Origin of the sequence: Streptomyces sp. NPDC008001, from assembly GCF_042958085.1 — a bacterium.
In the GTDB taxonomy this organism is placed as follows: Bacteria; Actinomycetota; Actinomycetes; order Streptomycetales; family Streptomycetaceae; genus Streptomyces.
Genome location: NZ_JBIBIZ010000008.1, coordinates 266277 through 291367 on the forward strand (window position 1 = coordinate 266277; position 25091 = coordinate 291367).

Sequence of the window (25091 nt, forward strand, 5' to 3'; positions counted from 1 at the left end):
GTACGGGCCTGGTGGGTCCGGCACTGCCGGGGCGGTGGTGGTGGGTTGCGTGCCGCGGCGACCACCCCTCCGCCGCGACGGGGCGTCACTACGGTGGTGGTGTCCGGTGGTTGCCGTACCGGCTCGGTGGGTCTGGCGCCGCCGGGGCGGTCGTGGTGCGTTGCGCGCCGCGGCAACCACCCTCCGCCGCGACGGCGCGTTACCACAGCGCTGGTGACCGGCGGTGCCGTACGGGGCCGGTGGGTCCGGCACCGCCGGGGCGGTGGCGGGGTGGCAGGCCGCGCGTAACCAGCACGGGGGCACGGACAAGGCGTCAAGGAGGAGGCGGTCGATGAGTCGTGGCCGGAGCCGGAGCCGGAGCCGGCGGCGCGCAGTGACCGCCGCAGTGATCGGCGGTGCCGTGTTCACCCTCGCCGGATGCGGGGCGGCCGCCCCCCGGCCGCCCGCCGGCGGCGACCGCGTCGACGCGTCCCCCAGCCGCTGCGGCCACGGCTGGCGCCACCCCCGCCCCGGCACGCACACCTTCACCCTGCACAACACCTCCGGCACCGCGTCCGAGGTCCAGCTCACCGACCCCCGCACCGGCGCCGTGTTCGGCGAGGCCGAAGGAATCGCCCCCGGCACCGTACGGACCATGAGCGCCCGCATCGGCTCCGGCACGTACGCGTTCGTGTGCTTCGGCGACGACGCCGACCCCGTCACCGGACCGGCCGTCCGCATCCCCGGCCGCGCGGCCCCCGGCCCCGCCGCCGTCCCCCTGTCCGCGCACGACCTCATCCCGGCCGCGCTGGACTACCAGCGGTGGGTCGCCGCCCGCATCGCGCGGCTCGTACCGGCGACGGACGCCCTGCGCGCGGCCGTCCGCGCGGGCGACGTCCCCGCCGCCCGCACCCGCTGGCTCACCGCCCACCTCGCCTACGCCCGCCTCGGCGCCGCCTACGACGCCTTCGGCGACGAGGGCGAAGCCGTCGACCGGACGACCGCGGGCCTGCCCCGGGGCGTGGACGACCCGCGCTTCACCGGCTTCCACCGCGTCGAGCACGGCCTCTGGCACGACGAGCGCCCCGCCACCCTCCTCCCGGCCGCCGACCGCCTCGCCCGGGACGTCCGCGCCCTGCGCGCCGCCTGGGCCGGCACCCGCATGGACCCGGCCGGCCTCGGCCGCCGCGCGCACGAGATCCTGGAGGACACCCTGCGCGCCGAGCTGACCGGCCGCACCGACTACGGCAGCGGCTCCGGCCTGGCCACCGCCCGCGCCCACCTCGACGCCACCCGCGCCGTCCTGGACCGCCTCCGCCCCCTCCTGCGCACCCGCTACCCGGGCCTCCCGGCCCTCGACCGCCGCCTCGACCGCACGGCCCGCCTCCTCGACGCCCACGCCCACCACGGCAGATGGACGCCGCCGGCCCGCATCGGCCGTCCGCAGCGGGCCCGCATCGACGCCGCCGTCGGCGACCTCACCGAGCGCCTCGCCTCCGTCGCCGCGCTCTGCGACGTACGGAGGACGCCGTGAGGCGCGTCCCCCGCCGCGGCCTCCTCCGCGGCGCACTGGCGGCGGGCGCGGCGGGCGCGCTCGCCCCCTCCGCCGCACCGGCCACCACCCCCGGCCCCGGACCCGGCCCCCGCCCCCGGGGATCCGCACCCCCCTTCCACGGCCCCCACCAGGCAGCCATCCTCACCCCGCCCGCCCGCGCCACGGCCTTCACCTCCTTCGACGTCACCGCCTCCGGCCCCGGCGAACTCCGCGACCTCTTCCGCACCCTCACCGACCGCGCCCGCTTCCTGACCACCGGCGGCACCCCCCCCCCCACCGGCATCACCGCCCCGCCCCCCGACTCCGGCCTCCTCGGCCCGGAGGTCCCCGCCGGCGGCGGACTCCGCGTCATCCTCTCCGCCGGCGCCTCGCTCTTCGACGACCGCTACGGGCTCACCCGGCACGCCCCGCGCCTGCTGCGCCCCATGCCCGTCTTCCCCGACGACGACCCCGACCCGGCCTGGTGCCACGGCGACCTCGCGCTCCAGCTGTGCGCCGACAGCCCCGACACCGTGCTGCACGCCCTGCGCGACCTCACCCGCCACACCCGCGGCGCCCTGCAGATCCGCTGGCGAATCAACGGCCACACCCCTCCGCCCCGCCCCACCGGCACGCCCCGCAACCTCTTCGGCTTCAAGGACGGCACCTCCGGCCCCGACCCCCGCGACGCCCGCCTCATGGACCGCCTCGTGTGGACCGGCGCGGACTCCGGCGAACCGCCCTGGGCCGTGGGCGGCAGCTACCAGGTCGTCCGGCTGATCCGCATGCTCACCGAGTTCTGGGACCGCATCCCGCTCACCGAGCAGGAGCGCGTCATCGGCCGCAGCCGCGACACCGGCGCCCCCCTCGACGGCGGCCGCGAGAGCGACCCGCCCCGCTACGCCCACGACCCCCAGGGCGAGGTCACCCCCCTGGACAGCCACATCCGCCTGGCCCACCCGCGCACCCCCGGCAGCGAGGACAGCCGGCTGCTGCGCCGCTCCTCCAACTACGACCGCGGCGTCGACAGCAACGGCACCCTCGACCAGGGCCTGCTCTTCTGCTGCTACCAGCGCGACCCGGTGCGCCAGTTCACGGCCGTGCAGCAGCGGCTCGCCGGAGAGCCGCTGACCGACTACGTCACCCCGTTCGGCGGCGGCTGGTTCTTCGCCCTGCCCGGCGTACGGGACCGCACCGACTGGTACGGCCGCGCCCTGCTGGGCGACCCGGCCCGAACCGGAGGGAGCACATGAAGCGCATGAAGCACACGCCCCGCAGCCGCCCCGGCACCCGCCCCCGTACTCGTGCACGTACGCGTGCCCGCATCCGCAGGAGCGCCGTCCTCGCCGCCGCCTTCGCCGTCACCGTGCTCACCACCCCCGCGGCCGCCGTCCCACTCACCGGCGACTGGACCGACACCGAATCCCCGGTCGAGCACCTCGTCGTCGTCTTCGACGAGAACGTCTCCTTCGACCACTACTTCGCCACCTACCCGCACGCCGCGAACACCGACGGCACCCCCTTCACGCCCGACCGCTCCACGCCCGCCACGATCGACAACCTGCGCACGGCCGGCCTGCTGCGCCGCAACCCCAACCAGTACCCGCCGCGCCGGCTGTCCGCCCGGCAGGTCATGACCTGCGACCAGAACCATTCCTACGGGCCGGAGCAGTACGCGGCCAACGGCGGGAAAGCCGACCAGTACGTGCAGAACACCGACTCCGGGAAGTGCTCGGGCAAGCTGTTCGGCGAGCCCGGCCTGGTCATGGACTACTACGACGGGAACACCGTCACCGCCCTCTGGAACTACGCCCAGCACTACGCCCTGAACGACCACTCGTTCAGCACCACGTACGGCCCGTCCACCCCCGGCGCGATCAACCTCGTCTCCGGCCAGACCCACGGCGTGGTCTCGACCGACCCCGCCTCCGGCACGGAGCACCCGGAGCGGACCGCGAAGCCGGACCCGCGGGTCGTGGCCGCGCCGGACGCCGCCGGCGTCGGCACGCTCCTCGCCGACCCCGAGCCGGCCTACGACGACTGCTCGGGCAAGGACCGCACGGGCCGCAGCCCGCTCGCCGAGATGACCGGCCGCACCATCGGGGACGTGCTCACCGAGGAAGGCGTCTCCTGGGGCTGGTTCCAGGGCGGCTTCCGCCCCAGCACCCCCTGGGACGGGCAGCCCGGCCACTACGCGCGCTGCTCCGGCCGGACGCACGCCAACGCCGGCGGCACGCGGGTCATCGACTACAGCCCGCACCACGAGCCGTTCCAGTACTACCGGTCCACGGCCAACCCGCACCACCTCGCGCCGCGCTCCGTCGCCGAGATCGGCCACGCCGGGCGGGCGAACCACCAGTACGACCTGACCGACTTCGACGCCGCCCTGCGCGCGGGGCGGCTGCCCGCCGTGAGCTTCCTCAAGGCCCCCGCCGCGCAGGACGGCCACGCCGGCTACTCCGGGCCCGCCGACGAGCAGCGCTTCCTCGTGGAGTGGATCAACAAGATCCAGAACGCGCCGCAGTGGAAGGACACGGCCGTCGTCATCGCCTACGACGACTCCGACGGCTGGTACGACCACGCCTATGCCGCGCCGCGCAACGGCTCCCGGCTGGCGGGCAAGGGCCCGCACGGCAAGCCCCTGGACGGGCCGGCCTGCCGGGCGGCGCCCGCCGCGGCGGGCGGGTACGAGGGGCGCTGCGGGCCCGGGCCGCGCCAGCCGCTGCTGGTGATCTCCCCCTACAGCAAGGTCAACGCGGTCGACCACACGCCGACCGAGCAGACGTCCGTCCTGAAGTTCATCGAGTGGAACTGGGGCACCGACCCGGTCGGCGGCTCGTCCTTCGACACCCGCGCGGGCTCCCTGCTGGGCATGTTCGACTTCGCCCACCCGAACGGGAAGCGGGTGCTGCTGAACGACGACGGCTCCGTGCGGTCGGTCGGGGACATCCCGACGGTCGAGCCGGAGACGACGGAGATCATCGACGGCGACGCGCCGGAGGAACTGCCGGCCGGTCCGGAACCCGTCGCCTTGGCGGCGGGCGGGGCGGCCCTGTCCGGAGCGACGGCACTACTGCTCCACCGCCGCGCGCGGCGCGCCTTCCGCCGCGGAGACGAGTGACGGCGTCGGCCTGCCGGGCGGGTGCCGTCTGCGGCGAGAAGCCGGGGCCGGCTCCTGCTGCCGGGCCGGCTCCTGTTTTCGCCGGCCCGCGTCAGCTGTCCGCCGCTGCGGTGATCAGCCACCGTGGCGGTGTCCGGTGGTGCCGTGCCGGCCTGAGGCGGATTCGGCACCGCCGGGATGCACCATCGTGAGTTCTCGCCGTTGCGGCGGATTTTCCTTGCCTGCGGCAAGGGGCCGGGGCCGGCCCGAGGCCGTCTTGGTGCCGCCGGCATCAGCCGCATCGGGTTCCCGCCCCCGCGAGCAGCTGCCCCCGGGCTACCGAGGCGCCGGGATGGCGTCTGTCAGGAGGGCTTTCAGGAGCACTGCGTCCGTTACCGGGAGCTCCGCCACGAAGCGGGCCAGGACCACCTCGCGGTCCGGGACGCCGTCGAGGATGCGGCACATGCGGCGCGCGGCCAGGCCCGCCTCGTCCGTCACCGGCGCGTACGCGTACGCGCGCCCGCGCGGGGTCCGGGTGAGGATCTCCTTGCCGAGCAGGCGGGAGAGGATCGTCACCACCGTGCTGTACGTGAGCTCGCCGGACAGCCGGGCCTGCACCTCACGCGGGGTCAGCGGCCCCTCCGCCCGCTGCAGGGCGGCGAGGACCTCGCCCTCCAGCGCCCCGTTCGCGCGGCGTCGGGGATGGAGCACCACGACGGGCGGTGTGGCTGTTTCCATGGCGTTCCGGCGTTCCTCTGCTTGTTTCGCGGGGTATGACCCAAGTTTTAATGCTTTTACAAGGAAGTAAAACATTACGCTATGGGGGCGTACCCCATAGGGTCGAGCGGTGTTCGAACGACGAAAAGGGACGCATGCCTCGCATGCCCGGAAACCTTCCGCTCCGGCCGGCCGCCGGCCCTCCGGCCCTGCCCGCCGTAGACGCGCCGCCCCGCGGAAGCGCAGGCTCGTCGGCCCGGGCCTGCCGGCCTGGCTGAACCGGCTGACCTGGCCGAGCCGGCTGCGCCCCGTGTACCCCCGCCGCGGCCGCCAGGGCTGGCGGCGCTGGATACCGTCGTGGCGCCAGGTGCTCGGCCTCTGCACCACCGTCGTGGGCGCCGTCGCCGCGCTCGTGGCGATCATGTACGCGCGTACGGACATACCCGCCGACCTGAACGCCTTCGCCACCCAGCAGGACAACGTCTACTACTGGGCCGACGGCACGGAGATGGCCCGCACCGGCGAGGTGAACCGCCAGGACACCGACCTGGACAAGGTCCCCGAGCAGGTCCGCTGGGCCGCCCTCGCCGCCGAGAACGAGACGTTCTACTCCGACAGCGGCGTCTCCCCGAGCGGCATGGTCCGCGCCGTCTCCAAGATGATCACCGGCGGCAGCACCCAGGGCGGCTCCACGATCACCCAGCAGTACGTGAAGAACGCCTACCTCAACCAGGAGCAGACCTTCACCCGCAAGCTCACCGAGATGTTCATCGCGATCAAGCTGGACAACAGGATGAGCAAGGACGAGATCCTGGAGGGCTACCTCAACACCAGCTGGTTCGGGCGCGGCACCTACGGCATCCAGCGCGCCTCCCACGCCTACTACGGCAAGGACGTCTCGCAGCTCAACGCGAGCGAGGGCGCCTTCCTCGCCTCGCTGCTCAAGGGCGCGGGCCTCTACGACCCGTCGCTGGGCCCGAAGAACCACGAGCGGGCGGTCGAGCGCTGGAACTGGATCCTCGACCGGATGGTCGCCATCGGCAAGCTGTCCAAGGAGGAGCGGGCCCGCTACACCACCTTCCCGGAGCCGAAGGCCCCGCCGAAGCCGGCCGGGCTGACCGGGCAGACGGGCTACCTCGTGGAGACGGCGCGGCAGTACGTGAGCGCCCACACCCCCGTCACCGAGAAGGACTTCGACCTGGGCGGCTACCAGATCCGCACGACCTTCGAGAAGCCGTCGATGGCGGCCCTGACGAAGGCCGCGGAGGAGGTGAAGGGCCGGCTCGACCCCGAGAAGCGGGACGCCGACAAGGACGTGCGCATCGGCGCGGCGTCGGTCACCACCGACGGCCGCATCGTCGCCCTCTACGGCGGCCCCGGCTACCTCCAGCAGGGCTTCAACGACGCGAACTCCTCCGTCGTCCCCGCGGGCACCGCCTTCACCCCGTTCGTCTACGCGGCGGCCCTGCGCGACGGCGTGCAGCTGGAGCGCGGCAAGCCCCGTACGCCCGTCTCCCCGGCCACCGTCTACAACGGTGACAACAAGGTGAGCCTGCGCACCCCGGAGGGCCCGTACTGGGACCGCTCCGGGAAGATCGTCAAGGCGGTGAACGACGGCGGCAAGTCCTGGGGGAAGGTGACCCTGAAGGAGGCCGTCGCGCAGTCCGTGAACACCCCGATGATGCAGCTGGGCATGGACGTGGGCCTGGACCGGGTGGGCAAGGCCGCCGTCGACACGGGCCTGCTGGAGAGCAGCCTGGGCACGAAGCTGCCCGCCTTCTCCCTGGGCACCGCGACCCCCAGCGCCATCCGCATGGCCGGCGCCTACGGCACCTTCGCCGCCAAGGGCCTGCACAGCGAGCCCTACTCCGTCGACCGGCTGAGCCGCAACGGCAACGAGGTGCCCGTGGAGAAGCCGAAGACCGAGCGGACCCTGCCGCAGTCCGTCGCGACCGCCGTGGACGACGCCCTGCGCGACGCGGTCCGGCGCGGGACGGCGACCACGGCCAGGGCGGCAGGCGGCGACGTGGCCGGCAAGACGGGCACGGGGCAGGGCAACAAGTCGGCGTGGTTCGCCGGCTACCGCGGCACCGTCTCGACCGCCGTCTCGCTCTCCCGCATCGACCCCAAGACGCAGGAGCTGCTCCCGCTGGACGGCCTGGGCGGCGCCCCGAAGGACGCGGCCGGCAGCACGTACCCGATCGACATCTGGACGAAGTACATGGCGGCCGTGAAGCAGAAGTGACGGGGGGCCGGGGGCGCGCCCCCGGCCCGCGGCCTACTTGACGATCGTCGCCCAGTCCGGGGACTGCGCCGGGTCCAGGCCGCGGAGCTTCGCCAGGACCTTCGGGTCCTGGGCGTCCAGCCAGTCGCTGAGCTGCTTGAACGACACGCAGCGCACGCCGTCCCGCTTGCACACCGACTTCACGACGTCCTCCACGGCCTTCATGTAAATGCCGCCGTTCCAGTCCTCGAAGTGGTTGCCCACGAACATCGGCGCCCGGCTCCCGTTGTACACGCGCTCGAACCCGTTGAGGTAGCCGTCCCGGGTCAGCTTCCGCCACTCCTCGTACTTGGCCGGGTCGCCCTTGGTGTTGTCGCCGGACTGGTTGTAGAGGAAGTTGAAGTCCATCGAGAGGACCTGCTTCTCGCTCTTGGGGTACGGCAGCAGCTGGAGCGGGAAGTTCCACATGTTGTTGATCTTCGACGGCCAGATCTGGAAGTCACCCGGCGAGCTCGCGTCGTACCGCCAGCCGAACGACTGCGCCGCCGCCAGCATGTTCTTCTGCCCCTCCAGGCACGGGGCGCGGCCGCCCGCCAGCTCCTTCTTGAAGTCGAAGGGCAGCGGCGGCAGGTTCTTCAGGCCGGTGTTCGTCTTCCAGTTCTCGACGAACGAGTACGACTGGTCGATCTCGCTCTTCCACTCGGCGACGCTCCAGTCGCCGCCGCCCTTCGGGCCGCAGAAGTGGCCGTTGAAGTGCGTGCCGATCTCGTTGCCGTCCAGCCACGCGCCGCGCAGCTGCTCCAGGGTGTCCTTGATGTGCGGATCGGTCGCGAAGGATATCGCCGCGTCGCCCGGCTTGTGCTGCGGCGGCTTGTACAGGGACGCCTTCGACTTCGGCAGCAGGTACATGCTGGTCAGGAAGAACGTCATCTTCGCGTTGTTCTCCTTGGCCACCTCGCGGAAGTGGGAGAACATGTGGTCGTCGCCCTCCAGGGCACCGTCCCAGGAGAAGACCACGAACTGCGGCGGCTTCTCGCCCGGCTTCAGCTTCTCCGGCTTCGGCTGGTTCGGCTGCGGGCCCGTGTAGGACGTCGAGCCGTCCCCGAGGACCCTGACCTTGCCGTCCCACTTCTCCTCGGGCTTCTTGCCGCCGTCCTTCCCCTCGTCCTTCGCCTCGTCCTCCGACGGGCTCTGATCAGTGCCCCGGGAGGAGGCCGCGGCGGAGCTCTTCCCGCCGTCCTTCTTCTCGTCGGAATCGCAGGCGGTCAGGCCCATCGCGAGCGCGGCGACGGCGCCCGCGGTGACGAGAGCCGTCGCGCCGCGCGCGGTCCTTTTCGACAACTTCTTACCCCCTGGCGCCAAAACAGATGTTCTGCGGCCAGTATCACAGGTCTCCCTGTGAGTCCCGTCAGCCCCTCTGGACGCTCCCGCACCGCAGGAAGGGATGGTCCGCGACCACCGTGCACGAGCCCGGCGCGATCTCCGTGAAGCCCGCGTCCCGCACCACCGGCAGCCCGCTCGCCGCCAGTTCCGGCCAGTGCGCCGGGTCCGCCGTCCGCACCGACAGCGCGAAACCGGACGCCCGCCACGCCTCGCGCGCCGCCGCGTCCAGCCCCCACCACGCCAGCTGGGCGCCGTGCCCGGCCTGCGCCATCGCCTTGCCCGCCGACATCTGCAGCTCCGGGCTCATCCACAGCACCGGCAGCGCGGGGTCCGGCTCGGCCGGGGGCTCCGGGTCGTCCAGGTCCGTCCCCGACACCTGCAGCTTCACCAGCTCCTTGGGCCAGCCGTCCAGCGGCACCGGCGGGAAGACCCGCACCTCCGCCCGCGCGCCGGTCACCGTGATGCCCGGCAGCGCCGACGCCTTGCGCCACTCCGCGCCGCGCGCCCTGCGCACCACCTTGCGGATCCGGGCGTCCTCCCAGCCCCGCACGGCCTTCGCCCACTCGCCGTCCTCGCCGTCGTCCCGCGTGCCGGACCGCTCGTCCGACAGGAGCGTCAGCACGGCGCGCGCCGCGGTCTCCAGGGCGTCGGTCCGCGCGGGCGGGGCGTCCTTCTCGATCCGTACGACGAGGGGGAGGACGAACTGGGGAGGCTCGGGGCTGATCATGTCAGGGCTGGTCACGGTCCCCAGTCTGCCAGCCGCCCGGCGGAGCCCCTTAATGTAAACGGATGAGACTCACGGGGGTGGGCCGCCGCTACGGGATCGGCGGGCCGTGGATACTGCGCGACCTCGACCTCGACCTTCCCGAGGGCCGGCTGCTGCGGGTCGAAGGCACCAACGGCAGCGGCAAGTCCACGCTGCTGCGGCTGCTCGCCGGCATCGACGCGCCCAGCGCCGGCCGGATCACCGGGCGCCCGCGCACGGCCTACGTGCCCGAACGCTTCCCCGCCGCCCTGCCCATGACGGCCGGCGCGTACCTCACCCGGCTCGGCCGCATCCACGGCCTGAGCCGCGCGGAGGCGTCCCGCGGGGCGGTGGACTGGCTGGAGCGGTTCGGCGCCGGCGCCTACGCCGGCGCGCCGCTGTCCGAGCTGTCCAAGGGCACCAGCCAGAAGGTCGCCGTCGCGCAGGGCCTCATGGGCTCGCCCGGGCTCCTCGTCCTGGACGAGGCGTGGACGGGCCTGGACCGCGCGTCGCGGGCGCTGCTGGACGAGGCGGTACGGGAGCGGGTGGCGGCCGGCGTGCGGGTGGTCTTCGTCGACCACGATCCGGGGCGGCTGGCGGGAGAGCCGTACGCGGTGCTGAGACTCGGCGGCCGCGACCACCCGGCCCGTCCGGCGCTTGGGGACACCGCGCGTCCGGCGCGGCCGCCCGCGATGCGCATCGACGCCGAACCACCGCCGGGAGCCGTGCTCCCCGCGGGCCTGCCCGGCACGGCAGAGCCACTCGGTGACGGCGTGATCCGGCTGACCGTTGCCGGGCCGCAAGCGGACGACGTCCTCCGCACGCTCCTCACCGCCCGGCCCTCCTGGCACATCCGCTCCGTAACGGAGGCCCCGCCCCAGTGACCGCCCTGCTCCGCTACCAGGCCGCCCTGCTCCTGCGCTCGCACCGCTGGCTGCCCCCGCTGCTGCTCTACGCCGGCTCCATGGCCGTCGGGGTGCAGAGCGGCCAGCCGGTCCTGGACTGCGCCGGGTGGGCGGCGGCCACGCTGCTGCCCGTCGCCGCGTGGCTGGTCCGGATCTGCGTGACCAACGAGCCGCCCGCCGCCCGGGACTGCACCGCTGCCGCCGCCGGGCCCCGGCGGGTCCACCTCGCCGCGGTCGGCGTCGCCCTGGGCGCGTCGCTGCTGCTGGCCCTGGCCGGGAGCGCGTCCGTCGCGGCGGTCGGCGACCCGCACACCTCCGACCGGCACGCCGTCGTCCCCGTGGGGGCCGCCACCGCCGCGGGGCTGGTGTGCGCGGCGGTCTGCGCGCTGCTGGGGACGGCGGTCGGGGCGCTGTGCAACCGGCCGCTGCTGCGCAGCACCGCGTGGTCCGTGCCGTCGACGGTGCTCGGCGCGCTCGTCGTGCTGTTCGCCGGGGCGTCGCCCGCGAACGCCGCCGTGACCGGGCTGGTCACCGGGTCCCGCACCGGCGTCGTCCGTGTCCCGCTGCTGCCGTTCGCCGCGGCGGCCGTCCTCGCGGCCGGGGCGGTCGCGGTGGCCTGCCGGCTCGCCGCCCGGCGGCCGTAGGCGAGGATGGGCGCATGAACAACCGTGACGACGGGGCGTTCGCGGACTGCGTGCAGTGCGCGAAGCCCACCGAGTACCCCGCCGGCCACCCCGGCATCACGCTGTGCCCCGTCTGCGAGTGGCAGGAGGCCCAGCGCACCGCCTGCTCCGGCTGACCACCGGAGCGAGCCCGGCCCCCGCCGTTCAGCGCGCGGCGATCAGGTCCGACACCCGGACGAGTTCGTAGCCCCGGGCCCGCAGCTCCGGCACGATGCGCCGGACCGCCTCCTCGGTGGCCGGCGCCGCGCTGCGCGTGCAGTGCATGACCACCACCGAGCCGGGCTTGACCTGCGCGAGCACCTGGTCGGCGACCGGCCCGGACTTCTTGGCGAAGGCGTCGCCGCTGATCACGTCCCACTGCACGGCCGTCACCCCGGTGGGAGCGATGTCGCGCAGGACGGCGTCGTCGTAACACCCGCCGGGGAAGCGGAAGTACGGCACCGTGCGTTCCACGCCGGCCTTCTTGAACGCCGCGGAGGCCCGCTCGACGTCCTGGCGCGCGGAGCCGTGCGCCACGGCCGGGAGGCCGTAGCAGGGCGTGGCGAAGGCGTGGTGGGTGTAGGAGTGGTTGGCGACCTCGAAGAGCGGGTCGCCGCCGATGGACCTGGCCTGGTCCGGGTACTGCTCGGCCCACTTGCCGGTCATGAAGACGGTGGCGGGCGCCTTCAGCCGCCGCAGCGTGGCGATCAGCTGCGGATTGTCGAAGCGCTCCCCGCGCTCGGCGCGCTTGTCCTGATCCGCCGTCATGTCGGCGTCGAAGGTGAGCGCGACGCGCTTGGCGCCGTCGCGCCTGCCGTGTGCGAAGACGGGCGTGGTCCCGCCGGGGCCCGGCGGCAGCGTGGGGGCGGAGAGCGGCCGTACGGAGGGATCCGGAGTCCCGGAGCGGCCGCCGGCCGGTGAAGCCGCCCCGGGCGGAGGGGACCCGGGCCGCTCGGCCGCGCCGGAGCTGCCGCCGCCGCACGCGGCGAGGGGCAGGCAGAGCAGTGCGGCGAGCACGGGCGCGAGGGCGTGACGGGCCGGTCGGCGGCGGGAGTCGGGTATCACCACGGCACTGTATGCCTCGGGCTTCGCACACCAGTGCCCCGGGCTCCGGCCCCCCGTGCTCCCGGTTCGAGACCCCACACCCCCCGGTTCGGGGTCTCGTGCCGCAGGCGTCCCGCCCCATGCCGCAGGCTCCGCGCCCACCCTCGCGCCCGCCGCCGTCAGGCGACGACGACGTTGTGCGCCGGGGTGATGGAGGGCTGCATGTCGGCGAAGCCGAGGTCGGCGAGGACGGGGCCGAGGGTCTTGGCCCAGGCCTCCAGCGCCTCCGGCGATTCCCAGACGTCCGTCACCCGCCACCCCCCGCCCTCCATGGGACCGGCGACGTGGGCGATGAGGCCGGCGGAGGGGATGTCGGAGAGGCGGGTGAAGCCCTTCCCGCCCGTGACGCGTTCGATGACGGTCTCGTAGAGATCGCGTCCCCCGTCGGGGACGTCGAAGGTGACGACGATGGCCATGGTCTGCTCCTGACGGTGGCGGTCGCGGAGGGCCCGGGCGGCGCCTGCCGGTGCCTGCCGGCGCGGGGCCCGCACACACCCTCCCTCCGCGGGCCGTGCCGCGGCACCCCCGTCGCGGCGGCTCGTGGGCGCGTTGGGGGGAGGGCGGTAGCCTCGCGGCGCGCGAACGGCGGACCGGCCGTGCCGCTTCTGGTGGTTGCCCGTTCCGCCGGAGCCTGCTCCGGCGCGACGGCCGCGGAACCGTCACGGGCGGTCCGGCAGTGCCGGACCGTCAGCACACCGTGGGTTACGGCTCGATCAGCCGCTTGGCGTCGCGCGCGAGCGCGGTCAGCCGCGAGATCGCCCGGAAGTACTTCTTGCGGTAGCCGCCGGCCAGCATCTCCGCGCTGAACAGCTCGTCGAAGGGCCGCCCGGAGGCCAGCACCGGTATCTCGCGGTCGTACAGCCGGTCGGCCAGGACGACCAGCCGCAGCGCCGTGGACTGGTCCGGCACCGGCTCCACGCCCGTCAGGCACACGGCGCGCACGGAGTCGCACATCGCGCCGTAGCGGCTGGGGTGGACCTTGGAGAGGTGCTCCAGCAGTGCGGGGAAGGCGTCGAGCGAGGCGCCCTCGGTGGTTTCAGCCGTACGGGTGACGGTGGCGTCGTCGAACGGGGCGGGCGCCTCCGGCAGGCCGCGGTGGCGGTAGTCCTCGCCGTCGATGCGCAGGGGGCGGAAGTGGGCCGACAGCCCCTGTATCTCGCGCAGGAAGTCCGCCGCGGCGAACCGGCCCTCGCCGAGCTTGCCCGGCAGCGTGTTGGACGTCGCGGCGAGGGCGACGCCCGCCTCCACCAGCTTGCCCAGCAGGCTGGAGACGAGGACGGTGTCGCCCGGGTCGTCGAGCTCGAACTCGTCGATGCAGAGCAGGCGGTGGCCGCTCAGCGTCTTGACGGTCTGCTGGAAGCCCAGGGCGCCGACGAGGTTGGTCAGCTCCACGAAGGTGCCGAACGCCTTCAGCTCCGGGGCGGCCGGGGTGGCGTGCCACAGGGAGGCCAGCAGGTGGGTCTTGCCGACGCCGTAGCCGCCGTCGAGGTAGACGCCGCGCGGGCCGGCCGCCGCGGCCGGCTTCGCCTCGCGCCGGAACCAGCGCTTGCGGCCCCCGCCCGTGGCGTCCGCACCGCCGAGGCCCGCCGCGAAGCCGCTGAGGACCCGGACGGCCTCGGCCTGGCTGGGCTGGTCGGCCGCCGGTATGTAGTTGTCGAAGCGGGCCGTGCCGAAGCGGGGCGGCGGCACCATCTCGGCGACCAGGCGCTCGGCCGGTACGTGCGGGGCGCGGGAGGTCAGCGCGATCGGGGAGCCGGTACCGGCGCCGGATATCGGGCCCGAGGCGTCGGACGGGGCCGACGGGGCCTGAGCGGCTGCGGCGCCGGAAGCGGAGGCGGTGGTGGGTGACACAGCACTCCAGCCTAGCCGCTGGACGGCCGCTGCCGGCCGCCGGAAGAGCGAGGCATGTCACACTGCGGCCTATGCGACGCCTGTTCCCCGTTCCCGCGCCCCTCTCCCCCTCGTCCTCTTCTTCCCCTTCCGGTACTTCCCCCGCCCCGGAGGACCGCACCTGGGACCTGGAGGAGCTCGCCGAGGCCTACGCCTACCCGGAGGAGGGCACGGCCGGCGGCCGCCCGTGGCTGCGCGCCAACATGGTCTCGTCGCTCGACGGCGCGGCCCACCACGACGGGCGCTCGCAGCCGCTGTCCTCCGAGACCGACATGCGCATCTTCGGCACGCTGCGCGGCCTCGCGGACGCCGTCGTCGTGGGCGCGGAGACCGTACGCCAGGAGGGCTACCGGCCCGCGCGCGCCCGGGAGGCGTTCGCAGCACGCAGGGCGGCGCTCGGCCAGGGTCCCGCGCCGGTGATCGCCGTCGTGAGCGCGGCGCTCGACCTGGACTTCACCCTGCCCTTGTTCACCGAGCCGCTGGTGCCCACCATCGTGCTGACGGGCGCGGACGCTCCCGAGGAGCGGCTCGCCGAGGCCCGCGCGGCCGGGGCCGAGGTGATCGCGGCCGGCGAGGGGCGCCGGGTGGATCCCGCCCGGGTGCCGGAGGTGCTGGCCGGACGCGGTCTGACCAGGCTGCTCACCGAGGGCGGCCCCCGGCTGCTGGGGCAGTTCGCGGCGGCGGGCGTGCTCGACGAGCTGTGCCTGACGCTCGCGCCGCTGGTCGCGGGCGGCACGGCGGCCCGGATCGTGAACGGCCCCGACATGCCCCTGCCGGAACGATTCGCCCTCGCCTCGCTCCTCGAAGAGGGAGGATTTCTGTTCAGCAGGTACCACAGGATCTGACAATCGGCGGAATACCCCGTTCCGGTTAGCCGTCGGTGGGCAGAATTGAGTCGGACGCGCCCGATGGGGCACGTGATCAGAACAGGCGGGCCCAGGGGGGCACGCGCAGGATGGTTTCTGTTGGGCCGGTGGCCCACGAAGGAGAAGGGCTCCCACCGTGTTCACGAGCGTATTGATGATCGAGCAGCCGCTGTCCGCCACCGACGTCGACTTCGTCACGACCCTCCACGACGACCAGATGTCCTTCGTGGTGCTGATGCAGCCCAGAGGCGCCGAGGACCGGCTGCTGCGCGCCATTGACGACGTCGCGCTCGGCGAGCTGGAGCGGGCCGTGCACGAGGCCGACGAGCCGGAGGGCGAGCAGGCCCTCCGCCCGGCGGCGCTCGCCCTGGAGCACTCGCTCCGCCTCCTCAGGGACGCGGGGTGCGAGGCCGTGGGCCAGCTCGTCGAGGGTCACCCGCTGGACCTGCTGCGGTCCGTGGTGGAGCAGACCCACGCCGACGAGGTGATCGTGCTGACCGCGCCGCACCTGGTGGAGGAGTTCTTCCACCGCGACTGGGCCTCCCGGGCCCGGCACAAGGTCGGCGTTCCCGTGCTCAAGCTCTACGCCCACAACGACGAAGAGGACTACGCCCTGGGGAACGTAGGAGACGCAGAACAGGAGTGACCCCGAAGTGACCCGAAGGGTCCGGCCGCGGGCGTGACGGGGCGGGATGCGGCGGGTGCGGGTGCGGCCGCCGGCGCGGATCCGGACGCGGGTGAGGCCGTGGTCAGGACAGGCGGCCGTCGGCCATCGTGAGCACCCGGTCCGCGCGGCCGAGCAGCGCCCGGTCGTGCGTGACCAGCACCGTGCCCGTCCCGTGCGCCCGGGTCACCTCGGCGAGCAGCTCCACGACCTGCTCGCCGCGCTCGTGATCCAGTGCCGACGTCGGCTCGTCCACCAGCAGGACGGAGGGGCCGCCGGACAGCGCGCGGGCGATGTTCACCCGCTGCCGCTCGCCACCGGACAGCTGGTGCGGGCGGCGGCGCCGCTTCGCCGCGTCCAGGCCCACCGACTCCAGCAGCTCCGCCGCCCGCGCCCGGGCGGCCCGCACGTTCCCGCCCCGTACGTGCTCCACCGCCAGCAGCTGCTCCTCGGCGGTCAGTGACGGCAGCAGGTTCGCCTGCTGGAAGACGATGCCGATCCGCTCCCGGCGCAGCGCCGTCCGGGCCCGGGCGCTCATCGGCGCGGTGTCCTGCCCGGCCACCGTCACGCGCCCTGCGTCGGGGCGCTGCAGCGTGGCCGCCACCGCCAGCAGGCTGGACTTCCCCGAGCCGGAGGGCCCCGCGACGGCGACGAGCTCGCCGGGAGCCACGTCCAGGGACACCGCGTCGAGGGCGGTCAGCCGGCGGTCGCCGTCCGGATAGGTGAGAGTGACGGATTTCAGCGACAGAGCAGGGGCGGTAGCAGGGGTGGTGTTCACCGGGAGGCTCCCAGGGCGGTCAGCGGGTCGACGGACGTGATGCGGCGCACGGCGAGGGCGGAGCCGGCCAGCCCCAGCAGCACCATGGCGGCCACGGGTACGGCCACGGTCGCCGCACCCAGCTCGAACGGCACCGACGCCGATGCCAGCGCCCCGCCGGCCGCGCCCGCCGCGGCGCCGAGCGCGGCCCCGGCGGCCAGCACCACTGCCGCTTGCCCGAGCGCGTCCCGCACCAGGTAGGCGCTGCTCGCGCCGACCGCCTTGAGCACCGCGACGTCGGTCCTGCGCTGCACCGTCCACACCGTGAAGAAGGCCCCCACGACCAGGGCGCTCACCACGAACAGGAAGCCCTGGATCATGCGCAGGGTGCCGTGTTCCGCCGCGTAGCCGTCGATCCCGTCCAGCGCCTCGCCGACGGAGACGGCCTTCGTGGTCCGCGCGGCGGCCCCGGCCGGGTGCCCGCCGCCGTCCACGGCGAGTGCGGTCGGCGCACCCTGGTGGCTCACCCGCCGCCAGTCCGCGACGGTCGTCCACACGCTCGGTGCGTGGCCGTGGCTGCGGTCCGCGGTGATGCCCGAGACGGTCAGCTGCTCGGTGCCCAGGGTGATCCGGTCACCGGTGCGCAGCCCGGCGTCGCGCGCCACGCGCTCGCTCACCGCCACCTCGCCGCCGCCGTCCGGCGCGGAGCCGGAGAGGAGGGCGGGCCGCAGCCGGGCCGGCGTGCCGAACACGCTCACCGACGAGGCCCTGCCGCCCGCCGTCAGACGCGTCATCGCCACGCCGAACGGCTCGGCCGACTCCACGCCGTCAGCCTCCTGCCAGGCCCGCCGCTGCCCGGCGTCCACCGAGCTGTTCGAGAACGACACCTCCGGCACGGCGCCGGCGGGCGCCCCGAAGACGATGCGGCCGGCCGGCAGGCCCGCCACGGCGGACGACGCCTCGCGCGCCAGGCCGTCGGTCAGGCCGTAGAGGAAGACCACGAGGGTCGTGATGAGGGTGACGACCGCGCCCATCAGGGCGAACCGCCCCCGGGCGAAGCGGATGTCACGCAGTGCGACGAACAAGGACCCTCCCGGGTCTGGAAAGCACCCTCCCGGGCTCCGAACAGGACCCCACCACCGTCCCGCGCGAAGGCTCCGCCGCCATCAGGGCAAGGACTGGTCCGCGGGCCGTCCGTACGGTGCATCCGAAAATCAATCGAACGGTTGAGGGTCGGGGCGGGTGGGGCGCCGGGTGCGGGCCCGTACGCTCGATGGGGTGAGCCGAACGAGCCCTTCCGCCCCCGCCGCTGCGTGGCGCGCCCTGCGCGGGAGGCCCTCGCGCACCCCGGACGACTCGCGCCCCCCGGGTGAGAGGCCCGTGGCCCGCGACGGCGTCGCCGTGCCCCCGCCCGGCTCCGACATGCCCTCCCTGCGGCTGGTCCGCATCGCGCTCCACGGCGCCTTCTACGCGCTCCTCGCCGTCGCCACCGCCCCGGCCGCCGCCGGTACCGCGCCCCTGGCGGTCCTGCTGCCCGCCGCCGCGCTCGCCGCCGCCTACGGGCTCGGCGTCATCCGCCGCACCGCCCGCCCCGGCCTCTGGCTCGCCGCCATCACCGCCCTGTGGCTGCTGCTGCTCGCCATGGACCGCGGCTTCAGCTACGTCGCCTTCCCGCTGTTCTTCCTCTTCCTGAGCGCCCTCCCGGTCCGCTGGGCGCACCCCGCCATCGCCGCGGCCACCGCAGCCGTCGTGGCCGCCCAGGCCGCCGCGCCCGGCGGGCTCACCGCCGCCAAGGTGATCGGCCCCGTCGCCGGCGCCGCCGTCGCCATCCTGACCGGCTACGGCTACGCCGCGCTCTACCGCGAGAGCCGCAAGCGCCAGCAGCTCATCGACGACCTGCTGCGGACCCGCGACGAGCTCGCCGCCGCCCAGCGCGAGGCCGGCCGGCTCGCCGAGCGCCAGCGGCTCGCCCGCGAGATCCACGACACCCTCGCCCAGGGCCTGTCCAGCATCGTCCTGCTCGCCCGCGCCGCCGAGACCGCGGCCCCGGACGCCGCCCGCGAGCGCGTCCGCGAGATCGGGCTGACCGCCTCCGACAACCTCGCCGAGGCCCGCCGCTTCGTCCAGGCCCTCACCCCGCCCGCCCTGGAGGACGCGCCCCTGCCCGAGGCCCTGCGCCGGGTCACCGCGCGCACCGTCCCCGGGGCCGCCTTCCGCCTCGACGGCGACCCCTGCGCCCTCCCCATGGAGACCGAGGTCGCCCTGCTGCGCCTCACCCAGGAGGCGCTCGCCAACGTCGCCCGCCACGCGCACGCCGACCACGCCGCCGTCACCCTCGCCTTCCTCGACGGGCAGGTCACCCTCGACATCTACGACGACGGCATCGGCTTCACCCCCGGCGACGGCCCCGCCGACGGCCGCCGGACCTTCGGCCTGCACGGTATGCGGGAACGCATCGCCGCCCTCGGCGGCACCCTCACCGTCGAGTCGGCCCCGGGCGAGGGCACAGCCATCGCGGCGGCGGTCCCGGTGAGCGGCGGGGTCCGGCCCCGGGAAGCGGCAAGCGAAGGCGTTCCGCCGGAGGCAGGACCCGGCTCGTCCTCCCCGCCGCGACGGCGACCGGCCGCGACGGCGGCATCCGGCGATGCCGAACCGGCCGCATCCGGCGGTGCCGAGCCGACCGCGGCTCCCGACCGGGCCGCGACCCCGAAGCAGGCCGCCACCCCGAACCGGGCCGCCGCATGAGCGCGACGAGCGGCATGAACGGGGCCGCCGACGCGAGCGGGACGACCGGCACAGGCGGGGCCGCCGACGCGAGCCCGGCCACCGCCGCGAACCCGGCAAGCGACACGCCCCCCGCGGACCGCATCCGGGTCCTCATCGTCGACGACCACCCCGTCGTCCGCCGCGGCCTGCGCGCCATGGTCGACGAGCTGCCCGGCGTGGAGTCCGTCGGCGAGGCCGGCGACGGTGCCGAGGCGCTGCGGCTGCTCGACGGCGGGCCGCGCCCGGACGTCGTCCTCATGGACCTCCAGATGGGCGACGGCATGCACGGCGTCGAGGCCACCCGCCGCATCACGGCGCTGCCCTCTCCGCCCGCCGTTCTCATCCTCACCACCTACAGCACCGACGCCGACATCCTCGCCGCCGTCGAGGCCGGGGCCACCGGTTACCTCCTCAAGGACGCCCCGCCCGAGGAGGTCGCCGCCGCCGTCCGGGCCGCGGCGCGCGGCGAGACCGTCCTCGCCCCGCCCGTCGCCGCCCGGCTGCTCGGCCGCGTGCGGGCCGGGGGCAGGCCGGCGCTCACCCAGCGCGAGACCGAGATCCTCGGCCTGCTGGCGGAGGGCCTGGCCAACAAGCAGATCTCCCGCCGTCTCTTCATCAGCGAGGCGACGGTCAAGACCCACCTCGTGCACATCTACGGAAAGCTGGGCGTCGACAGCCGTACGGCGGCCATCGCGGCGGGCCTGGCGGCGGGGCTGATCCGCCCGGTCTGATCCGGGCGGTGCGACGGGGGAGGACGGGGCTGTCACCCCGGGGTGCAAGAATCGGTCCCTGACATCCAGCAAGCTGCGACAGGGAGCACCGCACATGGCACCGGCCGTCCCCACGACGATGGACCGACCGCACTTCATCGGCATCGGCGGCGCCGGCATGTCGGGCATCGCGAAGATCCTCGCGCAGCGCGGCGCACAGGTCGCGGGCAGCGACGCGAAGGGGTCCGCGACCGCCGAGGCGCTGCGCGCCCTGGGCGCGACGGTCCACATCGGGCACGCCGCCGGGCACCTCGCCGAGGACGCGAGCTGCGTGGTCGTCTCCAGCGCCATCCGCGCGGACAACCCCGAGCTGGCCGCGGCCGCCGAGCGCGGCATCCCCGTCGTGCACCGTTCGGACGCTCTGGCCCGTCTGATGGACGGCCTGCGCCCGATCGCCGTCGCCGGCACCCACGGCAAGACGACCACGACGTCGATGCTGGCGGTCGCCCTGGACGCCCTGGGCCTGGACCCGTCGTACGCGATCGGCGGCGACCTGGACGCCCCGGGCTCCAACGCCCGCCACGGCGCCGGCGAGATCTTCGTGGCGGAGGCGGACGAGAGCGACCGCAGCTTCCACAAGTACGCGCCCGAGGTCGCGATCATCCTCAACGTGGAGCTGGACCACCACGCGAACTACGCGTCGATGGACGAGATCTACGAGTCGTTCGAGACGTTCGTCGGCCGGATCCGGCCGGGCGGCACGCTGGTCGTCGCCGCGGACCAGTCGGGCGCCCGCGAGCTGACCGAGCGCATCTCGGGCCGTCACGACATCGAGGTCGTCACCTACGGCGAGGCCGAGGACGCCGACGTCCGCGTCCTGAAGGTCACCCCGCGCGGCCTGACCAGCGAGGTCACCGTCCTCCTCAAGGGCAAGATGCTGACCTTCACGGTCTCCGTCCCCGGCCGCCACTACGCGCACAACGCCGTCGCCGCCCTCGCCGCCGGCATCGCCCTCGGCATCCCCGCGCACAACCTGGCCTCCGCGATCGGCAAGTACACCGGCGTCAAGCGCCGTCTGCAGCTCAAGGGCGAGGCGCGCGGCGTGCAGGTCATCGACTCCTACGCCCACCACCCCACCGAGATGACGGCCGACCTGGAGGCCATCCGCGGCGCCGCCGCCGGTGCACGGCTCCTGGTCGTCTTCCAGCCGCACCTGTTCTCCCGCACCCAGGAGCTCGGCACGGAGATGGGCCAGGCCCTCGCCCTCGCCGACTCCTCCGTGGTCCTGGACATCTACCCGGCCCGTGAGGACCCGGTCCCCGGCGTCACCAGCGCCCTCATCATCGACGCCGCGACGGCCGCCGGCGCCGATGTGCGCGCCGAGCACGCCATGGCCGCCGTCCCGGACGTGATCGCGGGAATGGCCCGCCCCGGCGATCTCGTTCTGACCATGGGCGCGGGTGACGTCACGGACCTCGGTCCGAAGATCCTGGCCCGCCTGGAGAACTGACACCGAGAGGCGAGCGACATGGCGTACGAGGTCGAGAAGACGGACGAGCAGTGGCGTGCCGAGCTCTCCCCGGAGGAGTACCAGGTGCTCCGCCGGGCCGGCACCGAACCCGCCTTCCGCGGCGAGTACACCGACACGAAGACCGCGGGCGTCTACTCCTGCCGCGCCTGCGGCGCGGAGCTCTTCCGCTCCACGGAGAAGTTCGAGAGCCACTGCGGCTGGCCGAGCTTCTACGACCCGAAGGACTCCACCGCCGTTGAGCTCATCGAGGACCGCACCCACGGCATGGTCCGCACCGAGGTCCGCTGCGCCCGCTGCGGCTCCCACCTGGGCCACGTCTTCGAGGGCGAGGGCTACCCCACCCCCACGGACCAGCGGTACTGCATCAACTCGATCGCCCTCCGCCTGGAACCCGCGGAGGACTGAGCGGCCGGGCCGCCCTGCTCAGCCCTGACGGGGGGCGGACAGGCCCTTCTTCACGTCGTCGTAGTTCATCACCGGGTGCAGCTCGACCTCGGCTTCCATCTCCGACAGGAGCGGGCCCAGCGTGGCGGGTATCCGCGACGGGTCCGCCAGGTCGAAGACGAGCAGGACGGAGCGGCCGGTGTCCATCGGGCCGAAGTAGGCGGCTTCGGGCTTGGTCAGGTCCATGAGGGACTGGAGGAAGTCGAAGAGGGTGCCGTTCCGGTAGGCCTCGTTCGACACGTGGGTGTCCAGGCGGGCCCTGAGCATCATGCGCATGGCTCATCGTTCCCCTCGGCGCGACGCACCGCACCCGGCGCTCCGGCTCCGCGCTCACTGAGGCACGGATGCGCCCGCTCTCAGCGTCCCTCCGGGCCCGGCCCGCCGCAACGCAGGACCGCCGCCGACCCGGGGGGCAGGTGGAGGAGGCCGTCCGGGCCGGGGAGGGACACCGGGTGCCAGGCGGCCAGGACCTCGGTCGCCGGGGGGCCGCCCAGGGGGAGGGCGGCCGGCTCCGGTGTCGGGTTGACGGCCGTGCACAGGGTGCCGCGGCGCAGGACGGCCGTGCCGTCCGGGCTCACGCGGGCGGACGTCGCGGAGAGCGGGCCCGGGTCCGGCTCGGCGCGGCGGAGGGCGATCAGGCGGCGGTGCCAGGTCAGCAGGGCGCGGTGCGGGTCGCGGTGCGGTTCGGCCCAGTCCAGGCAGGAGCGGGCGCGGGTGGCCGGGTCCTGGGGGTCGGGGATGTCCTCGGCGGACCAGCCGTGCGCGGCGAACTCGCGCCGCCGGCCGGTGCGGACGGCCTCGGCCAGCTGCGGGTCCGTGTGGTCGGTGAAGAACTGCCAGGGGGTGCGGGCGCCCCACTCCTCGCCCATGAACAGCATCGGGGTGAAGGGCCCGCCGAGGACGAGGGCGGCGGCGCAGGCGAGCAGCCCGGGGGAGAGGCTTGCGGAGAGGCGGTCGCCCAGGGCGCGGTTGCCGATCTGGTCGTGGTTCTGGGCGTAGCCGACGAGGCGGTGCGCGGGGGTGGCCGCGGGGTCGAGGGGGCGGCCCCACGGGCGGCCGCGGAAGGAGGAGTGCGTGCCGTCGTGGAAGAACCCGCCCCGCAGCGTCTTGGCGAGCGCCGCGGCCGGGTCGGCGGCGAAGTCGGCGTAGTAGCCCTGGGACTCGCCGGTCAGGACGGTGTGCAGCGCGTGGTGGAAGTCGTCGCACCACTGGCCGTGCAGGCCCAGGCCGCCGGCCCGGCGCGGGGTCACGGTGGCCGGGTCGTTCCTGTCGGACTCGGCGACCAGGAACAGCGGCCTGCCCAGCCGCGCGGCCAGCGCGTCGACGGCGCCGGACAGCTCGGCGAGGAAGTGCTTGGGCCGGGTGTCCGCGAGGGCGTGGACCGCGTCCAGCCGCAGCCCGTCCAGCCGGTAGTCGCGCAGCCAGGCGAGCGCACTGCCCGTCAGATACGCCCGCACCTCGTCGGAGCCGGGGGCGTCGAGGTTGACGGCCGCGCCCCACGGCGTGTGGTGGGTGTCGGTGAAGTACGGGCCGAAGGCGGGCAGATGGTTGCCGGAGGGGCCGAGGTGGTTGTGCACCACGTCCAGGACGACGCCGAGCCCGAGCGCGTGGGCCGCGTCCACGAAGCGGCACAGCCCCTCGGGCCCGCCGTAGGGCTCGTGCACGGCCCACAGCGACACCCCCTCGTACCCCCAGCCGTGCGTGCCCGGGAACGGGCACACGGGCATCAGCTCCACGTGGGTGACGCCCAGTTCCGCCAGGTGCGGCAGACGGGCGGCCGCGGCGTCGAAGGTGCCCTCGCGGGTGAAGGTGCCCACGTGCAGCTCGTAGAGGACGGCCCCGGGCAGCCCGCGGCCCGGCCACGCGTGCTGCCACGCGAAGCCCCCGGGGGCGGCGACGGCGCTCAGCCCGTCGGGCCCGTCGGGCTGGCGGCGCGAGCGCGGATCGGGCCGTACGGGGCCGCCGTCGAGGGCGAAGCCGTAACGGGTGCCGTCCTCGCCGGGCGCCTCCCGCCGCCACCAGCCGTCGCGCGCCGGATCCCGCTCCATCGCGTACGCCCGGCCGCCGGCGTGCAGGGTCACCTGCCCGGCCCGTGGCGCCCACACCTCGAACAGCACTGGCGGCTCCTTCCGGCAGTGGTGGCCCCGCAATGCTGTCCATGGTGCCCCGAAGTCAGGCCTCCCGGGCCGGAAGCAGGTCGATGCGTTCCTGGTGGACGGGGTAGCCGGCCTTCGCGAAGTTCGCCGCCATCGGGAAGTTGCCCTGGTCGGTGGCGGCCGCGATGCGGGTCGCGCCCTCGGCCACCAGGTCGTGCGTGCACTCCACGAGCAGGTCGTACGAGTAGCCGTGGCCCCGCTGCTCGGGGACGACTCCGAGGTAGCCGATGCACGGCCCGGCCGGGTTGTGCGCGGGGACGTGGATGCCGACGAGCTCGCCCTCCGGCGTGTGGGCGAGCTTCCACCACGCGCGGGGCGACGGCAGCCAGTGGAGGAACTCCATCGAGTCGTCGACGGCCGCTTCCAGGCCGTGCTCAGTAACGTTCCTGAGGTCGTGGGCGTCGAGCGTGCCGTGCATCGTGCGGCCGAGCACGTCACGGACGACGGCGTCGTCGGGCTCGGGCCGGTACACCAGCCGCCCGGTGCGCTCCGGCAGCGGGCACGCGGTCGTCCACTCGTAGCGGAAGCGCTCGACGAGGACCCGCATCCCCGCGGCCTCGGCCGCCGCCAGGCGCGCCTCGACGGCGGCGCGCACGCCGGGCAGGCCGCGCCAGCCGGGCGGGGCGATGAGGCAGTACTCGGACGCCAGGGGTGCGGTGCGCAGCAGCCGGGCGGCCGCCTCCTCCTCGCCGTCGGCGAAGTCGAACCAGTCGAGGGCCTTGGGCGTCTCGTCGCCCGGGCCGCCCCACCAGGCGGCGCGCGCCACGACCTTGCCGTCCCGCAGCGCCACCCAGGTCCAGTCGGGGCGGTACTCGCCGCCCTCGTGGACGGGCGCGTAGGCGTGGCCGAAGGCACCCCTGCCGACGAGGGCGGCGGACGGGGCGTCGAGAGTGGTGAACAGACCGGTGTCGTGTTCGCTGAGGGCGCGGATGACCAGCTGGGTCATGGGGTCCT

The 25091-nt window shown here is 74.6% G+C and carries 24 protein-coding genes; 13 read left to right on the forward strand and 11 right to left on the reverse strand.

Annotated features, from left to right (window positions below; genetic code table 11):
• Positions 1–373: 373 nt before the first annotated feature.
• The 3 genes from ACFZCD_RS22500 to ACFZCD_RS22510 are packed head-to-tail and all read left to right on the forward strand — an operon-like array spanning position 374 to position 4634.
• Positions 374–1513, forward strand: a complete 1140-nt coding sequence (locus tag ACFZCD_RS22500; protein WP_391833526.1) for an imelysin family protein — start codon at positions 374–376, stop codon at positions 1511–1513.
• Complete coding sequence (locus tag ACFZCD_RS22505) at positions 1510–2766, forward strand: Dyp-type peroxidase (protein ID WP_391833528.1); 1257 nt, start codon at positions 1510–1512, stop codon at positions 2764–2766. The genes ACFZCD_RS22500 and ACFZCD_RS22505 overlap by 4 nt, the downstream gene beginning before the upstream one ends.
• A 5-nt stretch (positions 2767–2771) precedes the next feature.
• Positions 2772–4634, forward strand: a complete 1863-nt coding sequence (locus ACFZCD_RS22510; protein WP_391833530.1) for a phospholipase C — start codon at positions 2772–2774, stop codon at positions 4632–4634.
• Positions 4635–4949: 315 nt separating this feature from the next.
• Here ACFZCD_RS22510 and ACFZCD_RS22515 read toward each other — a convergent pair whose 3' ends face one another.
• The gene (locus tag ACFZCD_RS22515) at positions 4950–5351 is read right to left on the reverse strand and encodes a BlaI/MecI/CopY family transcriptional regulator (RefSeq protein ID WP_391833532.1); all 402 of its coding nucleotides are present in this window, start codon (positions 5349–5351) and stop codon (positions 4950–4952) included.
• Positions 5352–5631: 280 nt separating this feature from the next.
• Here ACFZCD_RS22515 and ACFZCD_RS22520 point away from each other — a divergent pair, with 280 nt between their 5' ends.
• Positions 5632–7575, forward strand: coding sequence for a transglycosylase domain-containing protein (locus ACFZCD_RS22520; protein WP_391833993.1), 1944 nt, complete (start codon positions 5632–5634; stop codon positions 7573–7575).
• A 33-nt stretch (positions 7576–7608) separates the two neighbouring features.
• On the opposite strand, the gene ACFZCD_RS22525 is transcribed toward ACFZCD_RS22520, so the two are convergent.
• Together ACFZCD_RS22525 and ACFZCD_RS22530 are read right to left on the reverse strand one after the other, a co-directional pair.
• Complete coding sequence (locus tag ACFZCD_RS22525) at positions 7609–8895, reverse strand: hypothetical protein (RefSeq protein WP_391833534.1); 1287 nt, start codon at positions 8893–8895, stop codon at positions 7609–7611.
• Positions 8896–8962: 67 nt separating this feature from the next.
• Positions 8963–9664 carry a peptidyl-tRNA hydrolase gene (locus ACFZCD_RS22530; protein ID WP_391833995.1) on the reverse strand — a complete coding sequence of 234 codons (702 nt, stop codon included), beginning with the start codon at positions 9662–9664 and terminating at the stop codon, positions 8963–8965.
• A 62-nt stretch (positions 9665–9726) separates the two neighbouring features.
• On the opposite strand from ACFZCD_RS22530, the gene ACFZCD_RS22535 reads away from it, so the two are divergent.
• Genes ACFZCD_RS22535 through ACFZCD_RS22545 form a run of 3 tightly spaced genes read left to right on the forward strand, consistent with a single transcriptional unit; the run spans position 9727 to position 11386 of the window.
• Entirely contained in the window at positions 9727–10566 is an 840-nt protein-coding gene (locus ACFZCD_RS22535) for an ATP-binding cassette domain-containing protein (RefSeq protein WP_391833536.1), read from the forward strand.
• Entirely contained in the window at positions 10563–11231 is a 669-nt protein-coding gene (locus ACFZCD_RS22540; protein ID WP_391833538.1) for an ABC transporter, read from the forward strand. Before ACFZCD_RS22535 ends, ACFZCD_RS22540 begins: the two co-directional genes overlap by 4 nt.
• A gap of 14 nt (positions 11232–11245) precedes the next feature.
• Entirely contained in the window at positions 11246–11386 is a 141-nt protein-coding gene (locus tag ACFZCD_RS22545; RefSeq protein WP_391833540.1) for a hypothetical protein, read from the forward strand.
• A gap of 28 nt (positions 11387–11414) precedes the next feature.
• On the opposite strand, the gene ACFZCD_RS22550 is transcribed toward ACFZCD_RS22545, so the two are convergent.
• The 3 genes from ACFZCD_RS22550 to zapE form a co-directional block, all read right to left on the reverse strand.
• Entirely contained in the window at positions 11415–12314 is a 900-nt protein-coding gene (locus ACFZCD_RS22550) for a polysaccharide deacetylase family protein (RefSeq protein ID WP_391833542.1), read from the reverse strand.
• Positions 12315–12472: 158 nt separating this feature from the next.
• Positions 12473–12769: a hypothetical protein gene (locus ACFZCD_RS22555; protein WP_391833544.1), complete on the reverse strand. Its 297-nt coding sequence runs from the start codon at positions 12767–12769 to the stop codon at positions 12473–12475.
• 286 nt (positions 12770–13055) lie between these two features.
• Entirely contained in the window at positions 13056–14126 is a 1071-nt protein-coding gene (gene zapE / locus ACFZCD_RS22560) for a cell division protein ZapE (RefSeq protein WP_391833997.1), read from the reverse strand.
• 149 nt (positions 14127–14275) lie between these two features.
• Between zapE and ACFZCD_RS22565 the strand changes: the two genes are divergently transcribed.
• Complete coding sequence (locus ACFZCD_RS22565; protein WP_391833546.1) at positions 14276–15088, forward strand: pyrimidine reductase family protein; 813 nt, start codon at positions 14276–14278, stop codon at positions 15086–15088.
• 157 nt (positions 15089–15245) lie between these two features.
• A complete protein-coding gene (locus ACFZCD_RS22570) occupies positions 15246–15755 on the forward strand; it encodes an indole-3-glycerol phosphate synthase (protein WP_391833548.1) in 510 nt (169 codons plus the stop codon).
• Between the two features lie 103 nt (positions 15756–15858).
• On the opposite strand, the gene ACFZCD_RS22575 is transcribed toward ACFZCD_RS22570, so the two are convergent.
• Both ACFZCD_RS22575 and ACFZCD_RS22580 read right to left on the reverse strand, forming a co-directional pair.
• On the reverse strand, positions 15859–16551 hold the full coding sequence (locus tag ACFZCD_RS22575; RefSeq protein WP_391833550.1) for an ABC transporter ATP-binding protein: 693 nt from the start codon (positions 16549–16551) through the stop codon (positions 15859–15861).
• On the reverse strand, positions 16548–17615 hold the full coding sequence (locus tag ACFZCD_RS22580; RefSeq protein WP_391833552.1) for an FtsX-like permease family protein: 1068 nt from the start codon (positions 17613–17615) through the stop codon (positions 16548–16550). Before ACFZCD_RS22580 ends, ACFZCD_RS22575 begins: the two co-directional genes overlap by 4 nt.
• Before the next feature lie 193 nt (positions 17616–17808).
• Here ACFZCD_RS22580 and ACFZCD_RS22585 point away from each other — a divergent pair, with 193 nt between their 5' ends.
• From ACFZCD_RS22585 to msrB, 4 genes are all read left to right on the forward strand, one after another.
• Positions 17809–19275: a histidine kinase gene (locus ACFZCD_RS22585; protein ID WP_391833554.1), complete on the forward strand. Its 1467-nt coding sequence runs from the start codon at positions 17809–17811 to the stop codon at positions 19273–19275.
• Entirely contained in the window at positions 19272–20027 is a 756-nt protein-coding gene (locus ACFZCD_RS22590) for a response regulator (RefSeq protein WP_391833555.1), read from the forward strand. Before ACFZCD_RS22585 ends, ACFZCD_RS22590 begins: the two co-directional genes overlap by 4 nt.
• Before the next feature lie 94 nt (positions 20028–20121).
• A complete protein-coding gene (gene murC, locus ACFZCD_RS22595; protein WP_391833557.1) occupies positions 20122–21516 on the forward strand; it encodes a UDP-N-acetylmuramate--L-alanine ligase in 1395 nt (464 codons plus the stop codon).
• A gap of 18 nt (positions 21517–21534) precedes the next feature.
• Positions 21535–21942: a peptide-methionine (R)-S-oxide reductase MsrB gene (msrB, locus tag ACFZCD_RS22600; RefSeq protein ID WP_391833558.1), complete on the forward strand. Its 408-nt coding sequence runs from the start codon at positions 21535–21537 to the stop codon at positions 21940–21942.
• Between the two features lie 18 nt (positions 21943–21960).
• On the opposite strand, the gene ACFZCD_RS22605 is transcribed toward msrB, so the two are convergent.
• From ACFZCD_RS22605 to ACFZCD_RS22615, 3 genes are all read right to left on the reverse strand, one after another.
• Positions 21961–22257, reverse strand: coding sequence for a hypothetical protein (locus ACFZCD_RS22605; RefSeq protein ID WP_391833560.1), 297 nt, complete (start codon positions 22255–22257; stop codon positions 21961–21963).
• A gap of 80 nt (positions 22258–22337) precedes the next feature.
• Positions 22338–24098 carry a malto-oligosyltrehalose trehalohydrolase gene (gene treZ / locus ACFZCD_RS22610; protein ID WP_391833562.1) on the reverse strand — a complete coding sequence of 587 codons (1761 nt, stop codon included), beginning with the start codon at positions 24096–24098 and terminating at the stop codon, positions 22338–22340.
• Between the two features lie 55 nt (positions 24099–24153).
• Positions 24154–25083: a GNAT family N-acetyltransferase gene (locus tag ACFZCD_RS22615; protein ID WP_391833564.1), complete on the reverse strand. Its 930-nt coding sequence runs from the start codon at positions 25081–25083 to the stop codon at positions 24154–24156.
• Positions 25084–25091 lie beyond the last annotated feature (8 nt).